Source organism: Bacillus thuringiensis, from assembly GCF_001182785.1.
Classification (GTDB): Bacteria; Bacillota; Bacilli; order Bacillales; family Bacillaceae_G; genus Bacillus_A; species Bacillus_A thuringiensis_S.
On sequence record NZ_CP012099.1, the window covers coordinates 12,501 to 27,500 of the forward strand.

Here is a 15,000-nt window from a genome sequence, read left to right on the forward strand (position 1 = left end):
CCAAGCAGTTAGGCTGATAAGTAGGCAAATCCGCTTATCGTGAAGGCTGAGCTGTGATGGGGAAGCTCCTTATGGAGCGAAGTCTTTGATTCCCCGCTGCCAAGAAAAGCTTCTAGCGAGATAAAAGGTGCCTGTACCGCAAACCGACACAGGTAGGCGAGGAGAGAATCCTAAGGTGTGCGAGAGAACTCTGGTTAAGGAACTCGGCAAAATGACCCCGTAACTTCGGGAGAAGGGGTGCTTTCTTAACGGAAAGCCGCAGTGAATAGGCCCAAGCGACTGTTTAGCAAAAACACAGCTCTCTGCGAAGCCGTAAGGCGAAGTATAGGGGGTGACACCTGCCCGGTGCTGGAAGGTTAAGGAGAGGGGTTAGCGTAAGCGAAGCTCTGAACTGAAGCCCCAGTAAACGGCGGCCGTAACTATAACGGTCCTAAGGTAGCGAAATTCCTTGTCGGGTAAGTTCCGACCCGCACGAAAGGTGTAACGATTTGGGCACTGTCTCAACCAGAGACTCGGTGAAATTATAGTACCTGTGAAGATGCAGGTTACCCGCGACAGGACGGAAAGACCCCGTGGAGCTTTACTGTAGCCTGATATTGAATTTTGGTACAGTTTGTACAGGATAGGCGGGAGCCATTGAAACCGGAGCGCTAGCTTCGGTGGAGGCGCTGGTGGGATACCGCCCTGACTGTATTGAAATTCTAACCTACGGGTCTTATCGACCCGGGAGACAGTGTCAGGTGGGCAGTTTGACTGGGGCGGTCGCCTCCTAAAGTGTAACGGAGGCGCCCAAAGGTTCCCTCAGAATGGTTGGAAATCATTCGTAGAGTGCAAAGGCATAAGGGAGCTTGACTGCGAGACCTACAAGTCGAGCAGGGACGAAAGTCGGGCTTAGTGATCCGGTGGTTCCGCATGGAAGGGCCATCGCTCAACGGATAAAAGCTACCCCGGGGATAACAGGCTTATCTCCCCCAAGAGTCCACATCGACGGGGAGGTTTGGCACCTCGATGTCGGCTCATCGCATCCTGGGGCTGTAGTCGGTCCCAAGGGTTGGGCTGTTCGCCCATTAAAGCGGTACGCGAGCTGGGTTCAGAACGTCGTGAGACAGTTCGGTCCCTATCCGTCGTGGGCGTAGGAAATTTGAGAGGAGCTGTCCTTAGTACGAGAGGACCGGGATGGACGCACCGCTGGTGTACCAGTTGTTCTGCCAAGGGCATAGCTGGGTAGCTATGTGCGGAAGGGATAAGTGCTGAAAGCATCTAAGCATGAAGCCCCCCTCAAGATGAGATTTCCCATAGCGTAAGCTAGTAAGATCCCTGAAAGATGATCAGGTTGATAGGTTCGAGGTGGAAGCATGGTGACATGTGGAGCTGACGAATACTAATAGATCGAGGACTTAACCATATAATATGTAGCAATGTTATCTAGTTTTGAAGGAATATGCCTTCAATAGTTTGGTGATGATGGCAGAGAGGTCACACCCGTTCCCATACCGAACACGGAAGTTAAGCTCTCTAGCGCCGATGGTAGTTGGGACCTTGTCCCTGTGAGAGTAGGACGTCGCCAAGCAACTAAAAACACAAGTCTTTTGACTTGTGTTTTTTTTATTTCCCATGAAATAGGTTAGGTTCTGTTAGTAAAAATGATGAAATATAGTAAGGGATTTTTTGAGCAGAAATATTAAGAAATTGATAAATAAATGGATAATCTTCAGAGCCATAGCTTCCAAGTAAGTCATACCACCAATCTGTTTCATACCTAGAAATCATGCTTAAATTATAGAGCAATAAATAATGAACGAGGAGTTCAGGTAATACTGGCTTAGGATTTCTAGGATCAGTCGTAAGTGGTAAATAATAAGTATCAGTAAGCTGTTCATAGTATAAAGGAGTACTGTATATAGGATTCCATGACTGAACGGGCGCCGTAAAAAGTAAATTCGATTCATTAGTTTTCTCAGGTACGTATTGCATTGATAAATGCTTACAAGATGTTTCAATGTAACGAGAAAATCTCTCTTTAGTCATATGTAATCGATCTAGTAGGTTGACTGAAAAGGAGAGCTCATTTTTAATTGTTGAATCGATTTTATATAAAGTTGATCCTTTTTGACTATAGCGAAATAAATTTTGTAATTCTGGAATATTTCCCATTAGTTCTAACATGTTAAATTTTTCTGCTTCTAAGTGTTTCATGTGAAACAGTTGTTCTGCAACATGAGTAAACAATCCATTTTTTTGTATCTTGACCTCATCTTCTAAAAATTGATACCCTTGTTTTTTTCGTTTGCGAGTTGTAACGCCATGAGCTAAAACAGTAGTGGATTCAGGATAGTTAGGATCAATGGTTAGTAAGCATGCTTTAAAAAGTTGACTAATTCCATAAAATAACAACATTGGTTGAATGGAAAATGGAGCTGTCTTATATAATTCATAATAATTTTTCCCGTGTTCTAAGTAATAAATAAAGGGATAACAATTTTCAAAACTTTTTTTTTCGGCATCCTGAATAGAGGATTTTTCGTAACAACGGGCAAGATAACGTTGTACGTTTTGAGATGAAAAAAAGAAACTTAACTGCTGCCAAGTACAAGATGTTTGATGCATATATTACGCTCCTTTTATTGTCTAAAAATTCTAACATATATATACGTCCTTGACAGTATTTTAACCAATTGATAAGCTACTAATAATAATTTCTGGTATCATAGGGGGAACAATTATGTGGGAATCTAAATTTGTTAAAGAAGGTTTGACTTTTGATGATGTATTACTTGTACCAGCTAGGTCAGATATATTACCAAGAGAAGTAAGTGTTAAAACAGTTTTATCTGAAAGCTTACAGCTAAACATCCCGTTAATTAGTGCAGGAATGGATACAGTAACAGAGGCTGACATGGCTATTGCAATGGCTCGCCAAGGTGGTTTAGGAATTATTCATAAGAATATGTCTATTGAGCAACAAGCCGAGCAAGTTGATAAAGTAAAGCGCTCTGAAAGCGGCGTTATTTCAGATCCTTTCTTCTTAACTCCAGAACATCAAGTATATGATGCAGAACATCTTATGGGAAAATATCGTATCTCAGGTGTACCGGTTGTAAATAATTTAGATGAGCGAAAATTAGTTGGTATTATTACAAACCGTGATATGCGTTTCATCCAAGACTACTCAATCAAAATTTCTGACGTAATGACAAAAGAACAGTTAATTACAGCTCCAGTTGGTACTACACTGGAAGAAGCTGAAAAGATCCTACAAAAGTATAAAATTGAAAAACTCCCTCTTGTTGATAATAACGGTGTATTACAAGGGCTTATTACAATAAAAGATATTGAAAAAGTAATTGAATTCCCAAACTCTGCTAAGGATAAGCAAGGACGCTTATTAGTTGGAGCAGCAGTTGGTGTAACAGCTGATGCTATGCTTCGTATTGATGCATTAGTAAAAGCTAGTGTAGATGCAATTGTACTTGATACAGCTCATGGGCATTCTAAAGGTGTTATTGATAAGGTAAAAGAAGTTCGTGCTAAATATCCATCATTAAATATTATCGCTGGAAATGTTGCTACAGCTGAAGCAACGAAAGCATTAATTGAAGCTGGTGCAAACGTAGTTAAAGTTGGTATTGGACCAGGTTCTATTTGTACAACACGCGTTGTAGCTGGTGTTGGTGTACCACAATTAACAGCAGTTTATGATTGTGCAACGGAAGCTCGTAAACACGGTATTCCAGTTATCGCTGATGGCGGTGTTAAGTACTCTGGTGATATGGTTAAAGCTTTAGCAGCAGGAGCACATGTTGTTATGCTAGGTAGTATGTTTGCTGGTGTTGCCGAAAGCCCTGGAGAAACTGAAATTTACCAAGGTCGTCAATTTAAAGTGTATCGTGGTATGGGTTCTGTCGGTGCGATGGAAAAAGGAAGTAAAGATCGTTACTTCCAAGAAGGAAATAAAAAACTTGTCCCAGAAGGTATTGAAGGACGAGTACCATATAAAGGACCTTTAGCGGATACAGTTCACCAATTAGTTGGTGGCTTACGTGCAGGTATGGGATATTGCGGAGCACAGGATTTAGAATTTTTACGCGAAAATGCACAATTCATTCGTATGTCAGGTGCGGGCTTACGTGAAAGTCATCCTCATCACGTACAAATTACAAAAGAGGCTCCAAACTACTCATTATAATGTCTTATATACAAATAGACAGAGATTTGATATCTCTGTCTATTTTTTTTTGATTATGTTAGAATAACGGTTATGTGAGTACATAGATATTGGGGGTAGCAAAAGTGAAAGGTATGTTTTGCAAAAGATTCATTGCTTTGGTAACAGTGCTTACACTAGCTTGTAGCATTTTTATGCCATATAGCAATGCATCAGCTGAAACAGGAGCCGCTTTAAACATTGAAGCAGGTGCGGCAATTTTAGTAGAAGCGAATTCTGGAAAAATTTTATATCAAAAGAATGCAGAGGAATTATTATCCATCGCTAGTATGACAAAGATGATGAGTGAATATTTAGTTCACGAAGCAGTGGATAAAGGAAAACTTAAGTGGGACCAGAAAATTAAGGTTTCTGAATATGCATATAAGGTTTCACAAGATGCTTCATTATCAAATGTTGCATTAGAAAATGGTGGCTCTTATACAGTAAAAGAGTTATATGAGGCAATGGCAATCTTTTCTGCAAATGGTGCAACGATTGCATTAGCAGAAGCAATTGCAGGTAAAGAAGTAGATTTCGTAAAAATGATGAATGATAAATCGAAAGAACTAGGATTGAAAAATTATAAATTTGTCAATTCTACAGGTTTAACGAATAAAGATTTAAAGGGAATGCATCCTGAAGGAACAACAGCGGATGAAGAAAATAAAATGTCTGCAAAGGATGTTGCAACTTTAGCACAACATTTAATTAAAGATTATCCAAAAGTATTAGATACAGCAAAAATTCCTAAAAAAGAATTCCGTCCAGAAAAAGAGAAGTTTGCAATGTCAAACTGGAACTGGATGTTAAAGGGCTTAGTTAAAGAATATGATGGCGTAGATGGTCTGAAAACAGGCTCAACTCCAGAAGCAGGAGATTGCTTCACTGGTACGGTTGAAAGAAACGGTATGCGTTTTATTTCTGTAGTTATTAAAACAAGTTCTCATACAGCACGTTTTGATGAAACAAAGAAGCTATATGATTATGGATTTGCTAACTTTGAAGTGAAACAAATGTATAAAAAAGGTTCTTCAGTAAAAGGACAAGAAACAGTACGAGTAGAAAATGCGAAAGATAAAGATGTAGCAGTTCAAACGAAACAAGCTATTTCACTTCCAGTGCCAAAAGGAAGTAAAGATGTTTATAAAACAGAATTAAAAGAATCAAGTAAGGGACAAGAAGCACCTATTAAAAAGGGAGCTGCGCTTGGTCAAATGGTAATTACGCCAAAAGATACAAACGACCCTGGATTTTTAACTGGTAAGTCGTTGCAAGTGGATCTTGTAACAACATCTGAAGTAGAAGAAGCAAACTGGTTTACTCGTGCTATGCGCGGAATTGGTTCATTCTTTAGTGGTATGTGGAATAGTGCTGTTGATACAGTAAAAGGTTGGTTTTAGAAGCTCCTCATGGTAGGGGCTTTTTTTTTATTCCTATTTTTCATACCGACTTTATGAAAAAGTAGTAGACAAGCATCTGATAGTTAGTGGTAGAATGTAAGAGTATTCTTAATTTTCGCCTTTAACGGGGGAAAGCAATTCACCTAGGGGGGTTTTTGTACATGACAAATGTAACAGGGACAGAGCGTGTAAAACGTGGAATGGCAGAAATGCAAAAAGGCGGCGTTATTATGGACGTAATTAACGCTGAACAAGCAAAAATTGCAGAAGAGGCAGGCGCAGTTGCCGTTATGGCATTAGAGCGTGTACCAGCAGACATTCGTGCAGCAGGTGGCGTTTCTCGTATGGCAGACCCAACAATCGTTGAAGAAGTTATGGGTGCAGTGTCAATTCCGGTTATGGCAAAATGCCGTATCGGTCACCTTGTAGAAGCACGTGTATTAGAATCATTAGGGGTAGACTATATCGATGAGAGTGAAGTATTAACTCCTGCTGATGAAGTATACCATTTAAATAAACGTGATTACACAGTTCCATTTGTATGTGGTTGCCGTGATATCGGAGAAGCTGCACGTCGTATTGCAGAAGGTGCATCTATGCTTCGTACAAAAGGTGAACCAGGAACAGGAAACATTGTAGAGGCAGTGCGTCATATGCGCCAAGTCAATGCAGAAATCCGTCAAGTTGCGAGTCTACGTGAAGATGAGTTAATGACATATGCAAAAAATACTGGTGCTCCTTACGAAGTATTACTTGAAATTAAACGTCTTGGTCGCTTACCAGTTGTAAACTTTGCGGCAGGTGGTATAGCAACGCCAGCAGATGCTGCATTAATGATGCAACTTGGTGCTGATGGGGTATTTGTTGGATCTGGTATCTTCAAATCAGAAAACCCAGAGAGATTTGCACGTGCAATCGTTGAAGCAACGACTCATTATGAAGATTATGAACTAATTGCAAGCCTTTCTAAAGGGTTAGGTAATGCAATGAAGGGTATCGAAATTTCAACGTTATTACCAGAACAACGCATGCAAGAGCGTGGATGGTAATTAAAGGAGAACTTTAAAATGGTGAAAATCGGTGTACTAGGTCTTCAAGGTGCAGTTCGTGAGCATATAAAATCAGTTGAAGCAAGTGGTGCAGAAGCTGTTGTTGTAAAGCGTATAGAGCAACTTGAAGAGATTGATGGTCTTATTTTACCAGGCGGTGAAAGTACAACAATGCGCCGTCTTATTGATAAGTATGCTTTCATGGAACCACTTCGCACATTTGCAAAGTCTGGTAAACCAATGTTTGGTACATGTGCAGGGATGATTCTTCTTGCGAAAACACTTATTGGCTATGAAGAAGCACATATTGGTGCTATGGATATTACAGTTGAGCGCAATGCGTTCGGGCGCCAAAAGGATAGTTTTGAAGCTGCGCTTTCAATTGAAGGCGTGGGTGAAGACTTCGTTGGTGTATTTATCCGTGCGCCGTATGTTGTAGAGGTAGCTGATAATGTTGAAGTGCTTTCTAAGCATGGTGACCGAATGGTAGCGGTAAGGCAAGATCAGTTTTTAGCTGCTTCATTCCATCCGGAATTAACAGATGATCATCGTGTAACAGCATACTTTGTTGAAATGGTAAAAGAAGCGAAAATGAAAAAAGTTGTATAAGTAACTTGCAACTTGTATAAGATTATAGTAAATTGATGGTAACAATTTTATAAAATAAGCGTGTTGATAGGAAATAGTAACAAATGTTGTTTCTTATAGAGAGTCGATGGTTGGTGGAAATCGATAGAAACAGTTTGTGAATCCATCCTGGAATGGAATGTGGAACATCTTTTGGATTAGTAAGCATTCCCGGTGAAGAGCCGTTATTTCTACTTGAGAGGAAAGCGGTAATGCTTTCAACTAGGGTGGCAACGCGGGTTAACTCCCGTCCCTTTATATAGGGACGGGAGTTTTTTGTGTTTTATAAAATAAAAGGAGGAGTATATAATGCTTGATATTAAATTTTTACGTACAAACTTTGAAGAAGTAAAAGCGAAATTACAGCATAGAGGTGAAGATCTAACTGATTTCGGACGTTTTGAAGAACTGGATACGAGAAGAAGAGAACTACTTGTTCAGACAGAAGAATTAAAAAGTAAACGTAATGAAGTATCTCAACAAATCTCTGTATTAAAGCGCGAAAAGAAAGATGCAGAAGCTCTAATTTTAGAAATGCGTGAGGTTGGAGAAAAAGTAAAGGATTTTGATAACGAACTTCGCACAGTTGAAGAAGACTTAGAAAGATTAATGTTATCTATTCCAAATATCCCTCATGAGTCTGCTCCAGTCGGTGAAACAGAGGATGATAATGTAGTAGCGCGTACTTGGGGAGACGTGAAAGAATTTACTTTTGAACCAAAGCCACATTGGGATCTTGCTACTGATTTAGGAATTTTAGATTTTGAACGCGCTGGGAAAGTAACAGGAAGCCGCTTCGTATTTTACAAAGGTGCTGGTGCAAGATTAGAGCGTGCTTTAATTAGCTTTATGCTGGATCTTCATACTGATGAGCATGGATATGAAGAAGTATTACCTCCATATATGGTAAACCGTGCAAGTATGACAGGAACAGGACAACTTCCAAAGTTTGAAGAAGATGCATTCCGTATTGAAAGTGAAGACTATTTCTTAATTCCAACGGCTGAAGTACCTGTAACGAATATGCATCGTGATGAGATTTTAAATAAAGAGCAATTGCCTATAAGATATGCTGCATTTAGTTCTTGCTTCCGTTCTGAAGCAGGTTCAGCTGGTCGCGATACACGCGGTTTAATTCGCCAGCATCAGTTCAATAAAGTAGAGCTTGTAAAGTTCGTAAAACCAGAAGATTCTTATGAAGAGTTAGAAAAATTAACAAATGATGCAGAACGCGTGTTACAATTATTAGAGTTGCCATATCGCGTTATGAGCATGTGCACAGGCGATTTAGGATTTACAGCAGCGAAGAAATACGATATTGAAGTATGGATTCCAAGCTATGGCACATATCGTGAAATTTCTTCTTGTAGTAACTTTGAAGCTTTCCAAGCGAGACGTGCAAATATCCGTTTCCGCCGTGAGCCAAACGGAAAACCAGAACATGTCCATACATTAAATGGATCTGGTCTTGCAATTGGACGTACGGTTGCAGCTATTTTAGAGAACTACCAACAAGAAGATGGTACAATTATAATTCCAGAAGTTCTTCGCCCTTATATGGGAGGAAAAACAGTTATTAAGTAAATTTAAACATTCATCGGTATGAGTGATTGGTAATTATGAGCGTTGTCAGTACTGTAATGTAGGAGAGGGGAAGTAAAATTTTCCTTTCCTCATAATTTATTTTAGTAGGGTTGACTAACTGTTTTTCTTTTGATATTATATTTGATGTCAATATGGAGGTATACCCAAGTCCGGCTGAAGGGATCGGTCTTGAAAACCGACAGGCGGCGAGAGTCGCGCGGGGGTTCGAATCCCTCTACCTCCTCCAGATATAATTGACAACAGCGCATATAAGTGGAGATTGGAGAACTCGTTACCAACACGTAACGAGTTTTTATTTTAAAACCAATCATAAAGTATGGTGTAAGGCAATTTTGTCCTTATTACACACTCATATTCCGATGATTATCTTCATAGATATGAAAGGAGTCAACATGGATCTTATTATACAAACGTTTCCTTTAGATGGAAAAACTTTATATTATGTACAATGTCCTGTCTGTAAGAACAATAGAATTTTAAACAGTGGTGCAAATGTGTCACGCATTATAAGTGATGATACATTCCGTAAACTTTGTGGTTGCACTTGTGATGTAAAGCAAGCTGAGAAAAAAGTAGAGGCGCCAAAAAAGGTTGAAAAACCAGCTGTAAAGAAAGAGGCAGCTCCAAAACGTACAGGTAAAGTATTAACGGCAGTGATTAACGGGAAAGAAATGACTGTTAAAGAGATTGCTGAAGCATACGATATTAGTACAAGTACTGTTCGTCAGCGTATTAACGCAGGAAAACCTGAGAGTGAAATTATTGCTCCAACAAAGAAGAAGTAATTTAATAGGAAAACCCGTGCATATGCACGGGTTTTTTATTTTACAAGTTTACGTGTTTGTTTTAAAAAATGGCCAATTTTTTTAATGATTGGCTCGATTGAATCACCATCTTTTAAAATATCGTATTCATTAATATTTAAGCGTAATACAGGGCATGAATTAAAGTTGTTAATCCAGTTTTCATAACGTCCATGCATTTCTTTCCAGTACTCAATTGGTGTTTGCTGTTCCATTGGGCGTCCACGTTCTTGAATGCGATCGACAATATCATCGAAAGAACCTTCTAAGTAAATTAATAAGTCTGGATGAGGGAAGTAAGGAGTCATGACCATAGCGTCAAATAAACCTTTGTATGTTTCATAATCAGTTTCCGTCATCGTACCTTTTTCATGATGCATCTTTGCAAAAATTCCAGTGTCTTCGTAAATAGAACGATCTTGAACAAAACCGCCACCGTATTCAAAAATTCTTTTTTGTTCCTTAAATCGTTCTGCTAAAAAGTACACTTGTAGGTGGAAGCTCCAGCGAGTGAAATCCGCATAGAACTTGTCCAAGTATGGATTGGAATCTACTTTTTCAAATGATGTGCGATAACCTAAAGCATTAGCTAATGCAGTTGTCATAGTTGATTTACCCACACCTACCGTTCCGGCGATAGTGATTACTGCATCATTGGGTATATCATATTTTTGCCTTAAATTCATTATTATTTCGACTCCTTTAAGAGAGTATTTTGAAGGGCAGATAGGATGACGTTTAAATCATCAGGATTTTTTACAAAATCCATATCGTCTCCATTAAATTTCAATACTGGTATCTCTGGATGATCTTTTTTAAAAGCATCCATTGCTGTTTCGTAATCTTTTGTGAGCTGTAGTAAGTAATTTGGATCCATGTTTTTTTCAAATTCTCTTCCGCGCAAGGCGATTCGTTTTTGCAATGTTTCTAGGCTAGCTGTTAAATATACAATGACGTTTGGCACAGGCATATCTTGTGTAAGGATACGATAAATTTGCATGTACTTGTCATATTGAGAGTCTTTTAATGTGCGGGATGCAAAAATTAAATTTTTAAAGATATGGTAATCCGCTACTACTGGTTTCCTTTGATTCAAATACTTTATGTTAATATCTTCTAACTGTTTATATCTATTACAAAGAAAGAACATCTCTGTTTGAAAACTCCATTCGTCGATGTCTTCATAGAACTTTCCTAAAAAGGGATTTTCATCAACAATCTCTTTTAGTAAGTGGAGTTGCATGTGAGTTGAAATTTCCTTCGCAAGTGAAGTTTTTCCAACACCAATTGGTCCTTCAACCGTAATAAATGGTACTCCGGTCACGCTGTTTCCTCCTTTCAATCAGTGATTTACCGTGACTACTAAAAACACAAAACAGAATTATTGTAGCACAAGAGGGAAGCGAGCGGGTTAATTTGATATAAAAAGTTAAAAAATAGATATATGTATTAATTAAATTTTATTTTGGATGACGATGTTATAGTTGCTTTCAATGTAGTTTCCATTATTTTTAAAGCATGTATATTATCTTGGTCGTTGTTAGAGGCGATACAATCCTGTGGTACATACAATGTATAATTTCTCATATGAGCATCATTAGCTGTAAATAGGATACATATATTCCCGGCAACTCCTGTTAATATTAGATTTTCTATTTTTAAATAACCTAATAATGAATTTAAAGGTGTTTCATAAAAAGCAGAATAATGTGGTTTAATAAAAATATAATCATCAGAACTTGGAGCAATCTTATGGATTATATTTTCGCTATATTTATTTGTGCAATGAGTAATAAGTTGGTCGATATCAGATCTCCAAAGTTGATAATGGTCATTAACGTAAATTATAGGATAGCCGAAGGATTTCATTTTTTTCTTTAATTGTAAAATAGGGTTTGTTATAGTTTCGCATTTTTGAGCTAGAATGGGTCCGTGGGAAAATTGAAAATCATTAATCATATCGATAATGAGCAAGGCGGTATTTTTCATATGTAATCCCTCTCTTTTTCTTTTAGGGTGGATTGAATTTGTAAAAGTTATCCCCTGTGTAGTAAATGGAAATAAGTGTACTTTATTTGTAATGAAAGGACTATGTTATGGAACAAGATCAAGATATTTATTTTATGCAATTAGCGATAGCTGAAGCTAAAAAGGCGGAGGAAATACAGGAAGTACCAATTGGAGCAGTTATAGTGTTAGATGGTGAGGTAATTAGTGTTGCCCATAATTTAAGAGAAACTGAGCAAAGATCAATAGCTCATGCTGAGTTGCTAGCGATAGATGAGGCGTGTAAAAAATTAGGGACATGGCGCTTAGAAGATGCAACATTGTATGTAACATTAGAACCTTGTCCAATGTGTGCGGGTGGAATTGTTTTATCACGAGTGAAGCGAGTTGTATATGGTGCAAGTGATCCGAAGGGTGGATGTGCAGGGACATTGATGAATCTTTTAACGGATGAACGTTTCAATCATCAATGTGAAGTAATAACTGGTGTACTAGAGGAAGAATGCGGTACGTTGTTAACAAACTTTTTTAGAGAGCTTCGTAAAAAAAGAAAAGCGATGAAAAAATTAGAGAAAAACAAGGGGAACTAACGTATTTGCATTTTATAAAGAAACAAGTTATACTGATAATGCCTTTAATGAAGGCAACCGAATATTGGTTTTAACTTTGCCGTGCTAAGCGGGGAGGTAGCGGTGCCCTATACTCGCAATCCGCTCTAGCGAGGCCGAATCCCCTCTCGAGGTTATGTTGCTGTAAGGTCTGCCTTAAGTAAGTGGTGTTGACGTTTGGGTCCTGCGCAACGGGACCCCGTGAACCTTGTCAGGTCCGGAAGGAAGCAGCAATAAGCGGGTCTTCTCGTGTGCCGCAGGAGTGCCTGAACCGAGCTAACTGCTTGAGTAACGCTTATGGTACGTAATCGACGGAGGGTGCACGGCAGTTATATATGTATACAAAACTCACCTTAATATAAAGGTGAGTTTTTTGTATAGAAAATAACTTTTGGAATCTATAAACAGAATGGGTTATAATAAATGAGATAATAACCTTTGAGGGAGGCCGTATTTTCGTGTCATACCAAGCGTTATACCGAACATGGAGACCGCAAAAGTTCGAAGATGTAGTCGGTCAAAAGCACGTGACAAAAACGTTGCAAAATGCCCTTCTTCAAGAGAAAGTTTCACATGCTTATTTATTTTCTGGTCCGAGGGGAACAGGAAAAACGACAATTGCAAAAGTATTTGCAAAAGCAATTAACTGTGAACATGCTCCGGTAGCTGAACCTTGTAATGAATGTCCTTCTTGTCTAGGAATTACACAAGGATCCATTTCAGATGTATTAGAAATTGATGCGGCTTCAAATAACGGTGTAGATGAAATTCGAGATATTAGAGATAAAGTAAAATATGCTCCAAGTGCTGTAGAATATAAAGTATACATTATTGATGAAGTTCACATGCTTTCTATGGGTGCATTCAATGCGCTTTTAAAAACCTTAGAAGAGCCGCCAGGACATGTTATCTTTATTTTGGCGACAACAGAACCTCATAAGATCCCGCCTACAATTATTTCACGTTGTCAGCGTTTTGAATTCCGAAAAATATCAGTGAATGATATTGTTGAGAGATTATCAACGGTCGTGACAAATGAAGGTACGCAAGTGGAAGATGAAGCATTACAAATTGTTGCACGTGCTGCTGAAGGTGGTATGCGTGACGCGCTTAGTCTTATTGATCAGGCTATATCTTATAGTGATGAGATTGTTACGACAGAAGATGTATTGGCCGTAACAGGATCTGTTTCTCAGCAATACTTAGGCAATTTAGTAGAATGCATACGTGAAAATGATGTATCAAGAGCATTGCAAATCATAGATGAAATGATGAGTAAAGGGAAAGATCCAGTTCGTTTTATGGAGGATTTCATTTACTATTATCGTGATATGCTTTTATATCAAACTTCACCGCAACTAGAACATATGTTGGAACGAGTAATTGTAGATGATCAATTCCGTAAGTTGAGTGAAGAAATGCAACCGGAAGTGATCTATGAGATTATTCATACCCTTAGTAAAGGACAACAGGAAATGAAGTGGACAAATCATCCGCGTATTTTCTTAGAAGTTGTTATGGTGCAATTGTGTCAACAGTTTATGATGCAAGCAAATGGTACAGATCGTTTGCAAGCAATTATGAACAGGATGCAGCAACTGGAGAAAGAGTTAGAGCAAGTCAAAAAGAACGGTGTGCCAGCTGGTGTACAACAGGAAGTAAGAGAGACACGTGCAACACCAAAACCGGTACGAACAGGAAGTATGAAGATTCCTGTCGGACGTGTAAATGAAGTATTAAAACAAGCGAAGCGTCAAGATTTAGAACAATTAAAAGCTGTATGGGGTGAGTTGTTAGGAAGACTCAAATCATATAACAAAGTAGCATTTGCTGTTTTATTAGAAAATAGCGAACCAGTGGCAGCTTCAGATGACACTTACGTTTTGGCATTTCAATATGAGATTCACTGTAAGATGGCGAGCGAAAATCGAGAAGCTATGGATACAGTAGAACAAGCTTTATTTGAATTGCTAAGTAAAAGGTTAAATATGATTGCCATTCCAAAAAGTGAATGGGGTAAAATCCGTGAAGACTTTTTACAACGTGAAGGTGGAGAGTCTGAAGAAAGCCAGGAGAAAAAGGAAGACCCTCTTATAGAAGAGGCAGTGAAATTAGTAGGACAAGAACTCATTGAAATAAAAGAATAATAATAATTAGGAGGAATTAATTATGATGCGTGGCGGAATGGGAAATATGAATAATATGATGAAACAAATGCAAAAGATGCAAAAGGACATGGCGAAAGCGCAAGAAGAGCTTGGTGAAAAAACAGTTGAAGGTACAGCTGGTGGCGGGATGATTACAGTTATTGCAAATGGTCACAAGCAAATTCTTGAAGTGAAGATTAAAGAAGAAGTTGTAGATCCAGAAGATATCGAAATGTTACAAGACTTAGTGTTAGCTGCAACAAATGATGCACTTAAAAAGGCTGATGAGCTTTCAAACTCTACAATGGGTAAATTTACAAAAGGCTTAAACTTACCAGGTGGAATGTTCTAGGAGGATATTGATATATGCATTATCCAGAACCAATATCAAAACTAATCGATAGTTTTATGAAGTTGCCAGGTATCGGACCGAAAACAGCGGTTCGATTGGCATTTTTCGTATTAGATATGAAAGAAGATGATGTGTTAGGTTTCGCGAAAGCACTTGTAAATGCGAAGCGAGATTTAGCGTATTGTTCTGTATGCG

Annotated in this window: 14 protein-coding genes, 1 tRNA gene, 2 rRNA genes, 1 other RNA gene and 1 other annotated feature (2 of these 19 running past the window's edge); of the genes, 14 read left to right on the top strand and 4 right to left on the bottom strand. The window is 38.6% G+C overall.

Annotated elements, in window-relative coordinates; translation table 11 throughout:
* Together AC241_RS00050 and rrf are read left to right on the top strand one after the other, a co-directional pair.
* A 23S ribosomal RNA gene (locus AC241_RS00050) occupies positions 1-1,405 on the top strand (it extends 1,517 nt beyond the left edge of the window).
* Positions 1,406-1,454: 49 nt separating this feature from the next.
* Positions 1,455-1,570: ribosomal RNA gene (rrf, locus tag AC241_RS00055) — 5S ribosomal RNA — on the top strand.
* A gap of 35 nt (positions 1,571-1,605) precedes the next feature.
* Here rrf and AC241_RS00060 read toward each other — a convergent pair.
* Entirely contained in the window at positions 1,606-2,607 is a 1,002-nt protein-coding gene (locus tag AC241_RS00060) for a YaaC family protein (RefSeq protein ID WP_043938872.1), read from the bottom strand.
* A gap of 115 nt (positions 2,608-2,722) precedes the next feature.
* Here AC241_RS00060 and guaB point away from each other — a divergent pair, with 115 nt between their 5' ends.
* From guaB to AC241_RS00095, 7 genes are all read left to right on the top strand, one after another.
* Positions 2,723-4,186 carry an IMP dehydrogenase gene (guaB, locus tag AC241_RS00065; RefSeq protein ID WP_000264089.1) on the top strand — a complete coding sequence of 488 codons (1,464 nt, stop codon included), beginning with the start codon at positions 2,723-2,725 and terminating at the stop codon, positions 4,184-4,186.
* Between the two features lie 113 nt (positions 4,187-4,299).
* Positions 4,300-5,607, top strand: coding sequence for a D-alanyl-D-alanine carboxypeptidase DacA (gene dacA, locus AC241_RS00070; RefSeq protein ID WP_140163616.1), 1,308 nt, complete (start codon positions 4,300-4,302; stop codon positions 5,605-5,607).
* Between the two features lie 161 nt (positions 5,608-5,768).
* Complete coding sequence (gene pdxS / locus AC241_RS00075; RefSeq protein ID WP_000186154.1) at positions 5,769-6,656, top strand: pyridoxal 5'-phosphate synthase lyase subunit PdxS; 888 nt, start codon at positions 5,769-5,771, stop codon at positions 6,654-6,656.
* A gap of 18 nt (positions 6,657-6,674) precedes the next feature.
* Positions 6,675-7,265: a pyridoxal 5'-phosphate synthase glutaminase subunit PdxT gene (pdxT, locus tag AC241_RS00080; RefSeq protein WP_016079534.1), complete on the top strand. Its 591-nt coding sequence runs from the start codon at positions 6,675-6,677 to the stop codon at positions 7,263-7,265.
* A gap of 54 nt (positions 7,266-7,319) precedes the next feature.
* Positions 7,320-7,541, top strand: a binding site (T-box leader).
* A gap of 51 nt (positions 7,542-7,592) precedes the next feature.
* Positions 7,593-8,867: a serine--tRNA ligase gene (serS, locus tag AC241_RS00085; protein ID WP_016079533.1), complete on the top strand. Its 1,275-nt coding sequence runs from the start codon at positions 7,593-7,595 to the stop codon at positions 8,865-8,867.
* 154 nt (positions 8,868-9,021) lie between these two features.
* Positions 9,022-9,114: transfer RNA gene (locus AC241_RS00090), tRNA-Ser, on the top strand.
* 166 nt (positions 9,115-9,280) lie between these two features.
* Positions 9,281-9,673 (top strand): sigma factor-like helix-turn-helix DNA-binding protein, encoded by a 393-nt coding sequence (locus AC241_RS00095; RefSeq protein ID WP_043938868.1) that lies wholly within the window; start codon positions 9,281-9,283, stop codon positions 9,671-9,673.
* Between the two features lie 35 nt (positions 9,674-9,708).
* Here the strand turns inward: AC241_RS00095 and AC241_RS00100 are convergent, their stop codons facing one another.
* The 3 genes from AC241_RS00100 to AC241_RS00110 form a co-directional block, all read right to left on the bottom strand.
* Positions 9,709-10,377: a deoxynucleoside kinase gene (locus tag AC241_RS00100; protein WP_001053585.1), complete on the bottom strand. Its 669-nt coding sequence runs from the start codon at positions 10,375-10,377 to the stop codon at positions 9,709-9,711.
* 2 nt (positions 10,378-10,379) lie between these two features.
* Positions 10,380-11,015 (bottom strand): deoxynucleoside kinase, encoded by a 636-nt coding sequence (locus AC241_RS00105; RefSeq protein WP_043938866.1) that lies wholly within the window; start codon positions 11,013-11,015, stop codon positions 10,380-10,382.
* A gap of 125 nt (positions 11,016-11,140) precedes the next feature.
* On the bottom strand, positions 11,141-11,680 hold the full coding sequence (locus AC241_RS00110; protein ID WP_043938865.1) for a cysteine hydrolase family protein: 540 nt from the start codon (positions 11,678-11,680) through the stop codon (positions 11,141-11,143).
* A 107-nt stretch (positions 11,681-11,787) separates the two neighbouring features.
* Here AC241_RS00110 and tadA point away from each other — a divergent pair, with 107 nt between their 5' ends.
* From tadA to recR, 5 genes are all read left to right on the top strand, one after another.
* Positions 11,788-12,288 (top strand): tRNA adenosine(34) deaminase TadA, encoded by a 501-nt coding sequence (gene tadA / locus AC241_RS00120; protein ID WP_016079529.1) that lies wholly within the window; start codon positions 11,788-11,790, stop codon positions 12,286-12,288.
* A gap of 79 nt (positions 12,289-12,367) precedes the next feature.
* Positions 12,368-12,632: signal recognition particle sRNA large type (ffs, locus tag AC241_RS32410), an RNA gene on the top strand.
* 132 nt (positions 12,633-12,764) lie between these two features.
* The gene (gene dnaX / locus AC241_RS00125) at positions 12,765-14,453 is read left to right on the top strand and encodes a DNA polymerase III subunit gamma/tau (protein ID WP_016084367.1); all 1,689 of its coding nucleotides are present in this window, start codon (positions 12,765-12,767) and stop codon (positions 14,451-14,453) included.
* Positions 14,454-14,478: 25 nt separating this feature from the next.
* On the top strand, positions 14,479-14,805 hold the full coding sequence (locus AC241_RS00130) for a YbaB/EbfC family nucleoid-associated protein (RefSeq protein ID WP_014894853.1): 327 nt from the start codon (positions 14,479-14,481) through the stop codon (positions 14,803-14,805).
* Between the two features lie 14 nt (positions 14,806-14,819).
* A protein-coding gene (gene recR, locus AC241_RS00135; RefSeq protein WP_043938863.1) for a recombination protein RecR crosses the window boundary here: on the top strand, positions 14,820-15,000 show its beginning. 416 nt of this gene lie beyond the right edge of the window; the window shows 181 of its 597 coding nt (coding positions 1-181); its start codon is at positions 14,820-14,822; its stop codon lies beyond the right edge, outside the window.

Coding starts and splice junctions, on each gene's coding strand:
- AC241_RS00060 (WP_043938872.1), bottom strand. CDS start 2,607: ATGCATCAAACATCTTGTACTTGGCAGCAGTTAAGTTTCTTTTTTTCA.
- guaB (WP_000264089.1), top strand. CDS start 2,723: ATGTGGGAATCTAAATTTGTTAAAGAAGGTTTGACTTTTGATGATGTA.
- dacA (WP_140163616.1), top strand. CDS start 4,300: ATGTTTTGCAAAAGATTCATTGCTTTGGTAACAGTGCTTACACTAGCT.
- pdxS (WP_000186154.1), top strand. CDS start 5,769: ATGACAAATGTAACAGGGACAGAGCGTGTAAAACGTGGAATGGCAGAA.
- pdxT (WP_016079534.1), top strand. CDS start 6,675: ATGGTGAAAATCGGTGTACTAGGTCTTCAAGGTGCAGTTCGTGAGCAT.
- serS (WP_016079533.1), top strand. CDS start 7,593: ATGCTTGATATTAAATTTTTACGTACAAACTTTGAAGAAGTAAAAGCG.
- AC241_RS00095 (WP_043938868.1), top strand. CDS start 9,281: ATGGATCTTATTATACAAACGTTTCCTTTAGATGGAAAAACTTTATAT.
- AC241_RS00100 (WP_001053585.1), bottom strand. CDS start 10,377: ATGAATTTAAGGCAAAAATATGATATACCCAATGATGCAGTAATCACT.
- AC241_RS00110 (WP_043938865.1), bottom strand. CDS start 11,680: ATGAAAAATACCGCCTTGCTCATTATCGATATGATTAATGATTTTCAA.
- tadA (WP_016079529.1), top strand. CDS start 11,788: ATGGAACAAGATCAAGATATTTATTTTATGCAATTAGCGATAGCTGAA.
- AC241_RS00130 (WP_014894853.1), top strand. CDS start 14,479: ATGCGTGGCGGAATGGGAAATATGAATAATATGATGAAACAAATGCAA.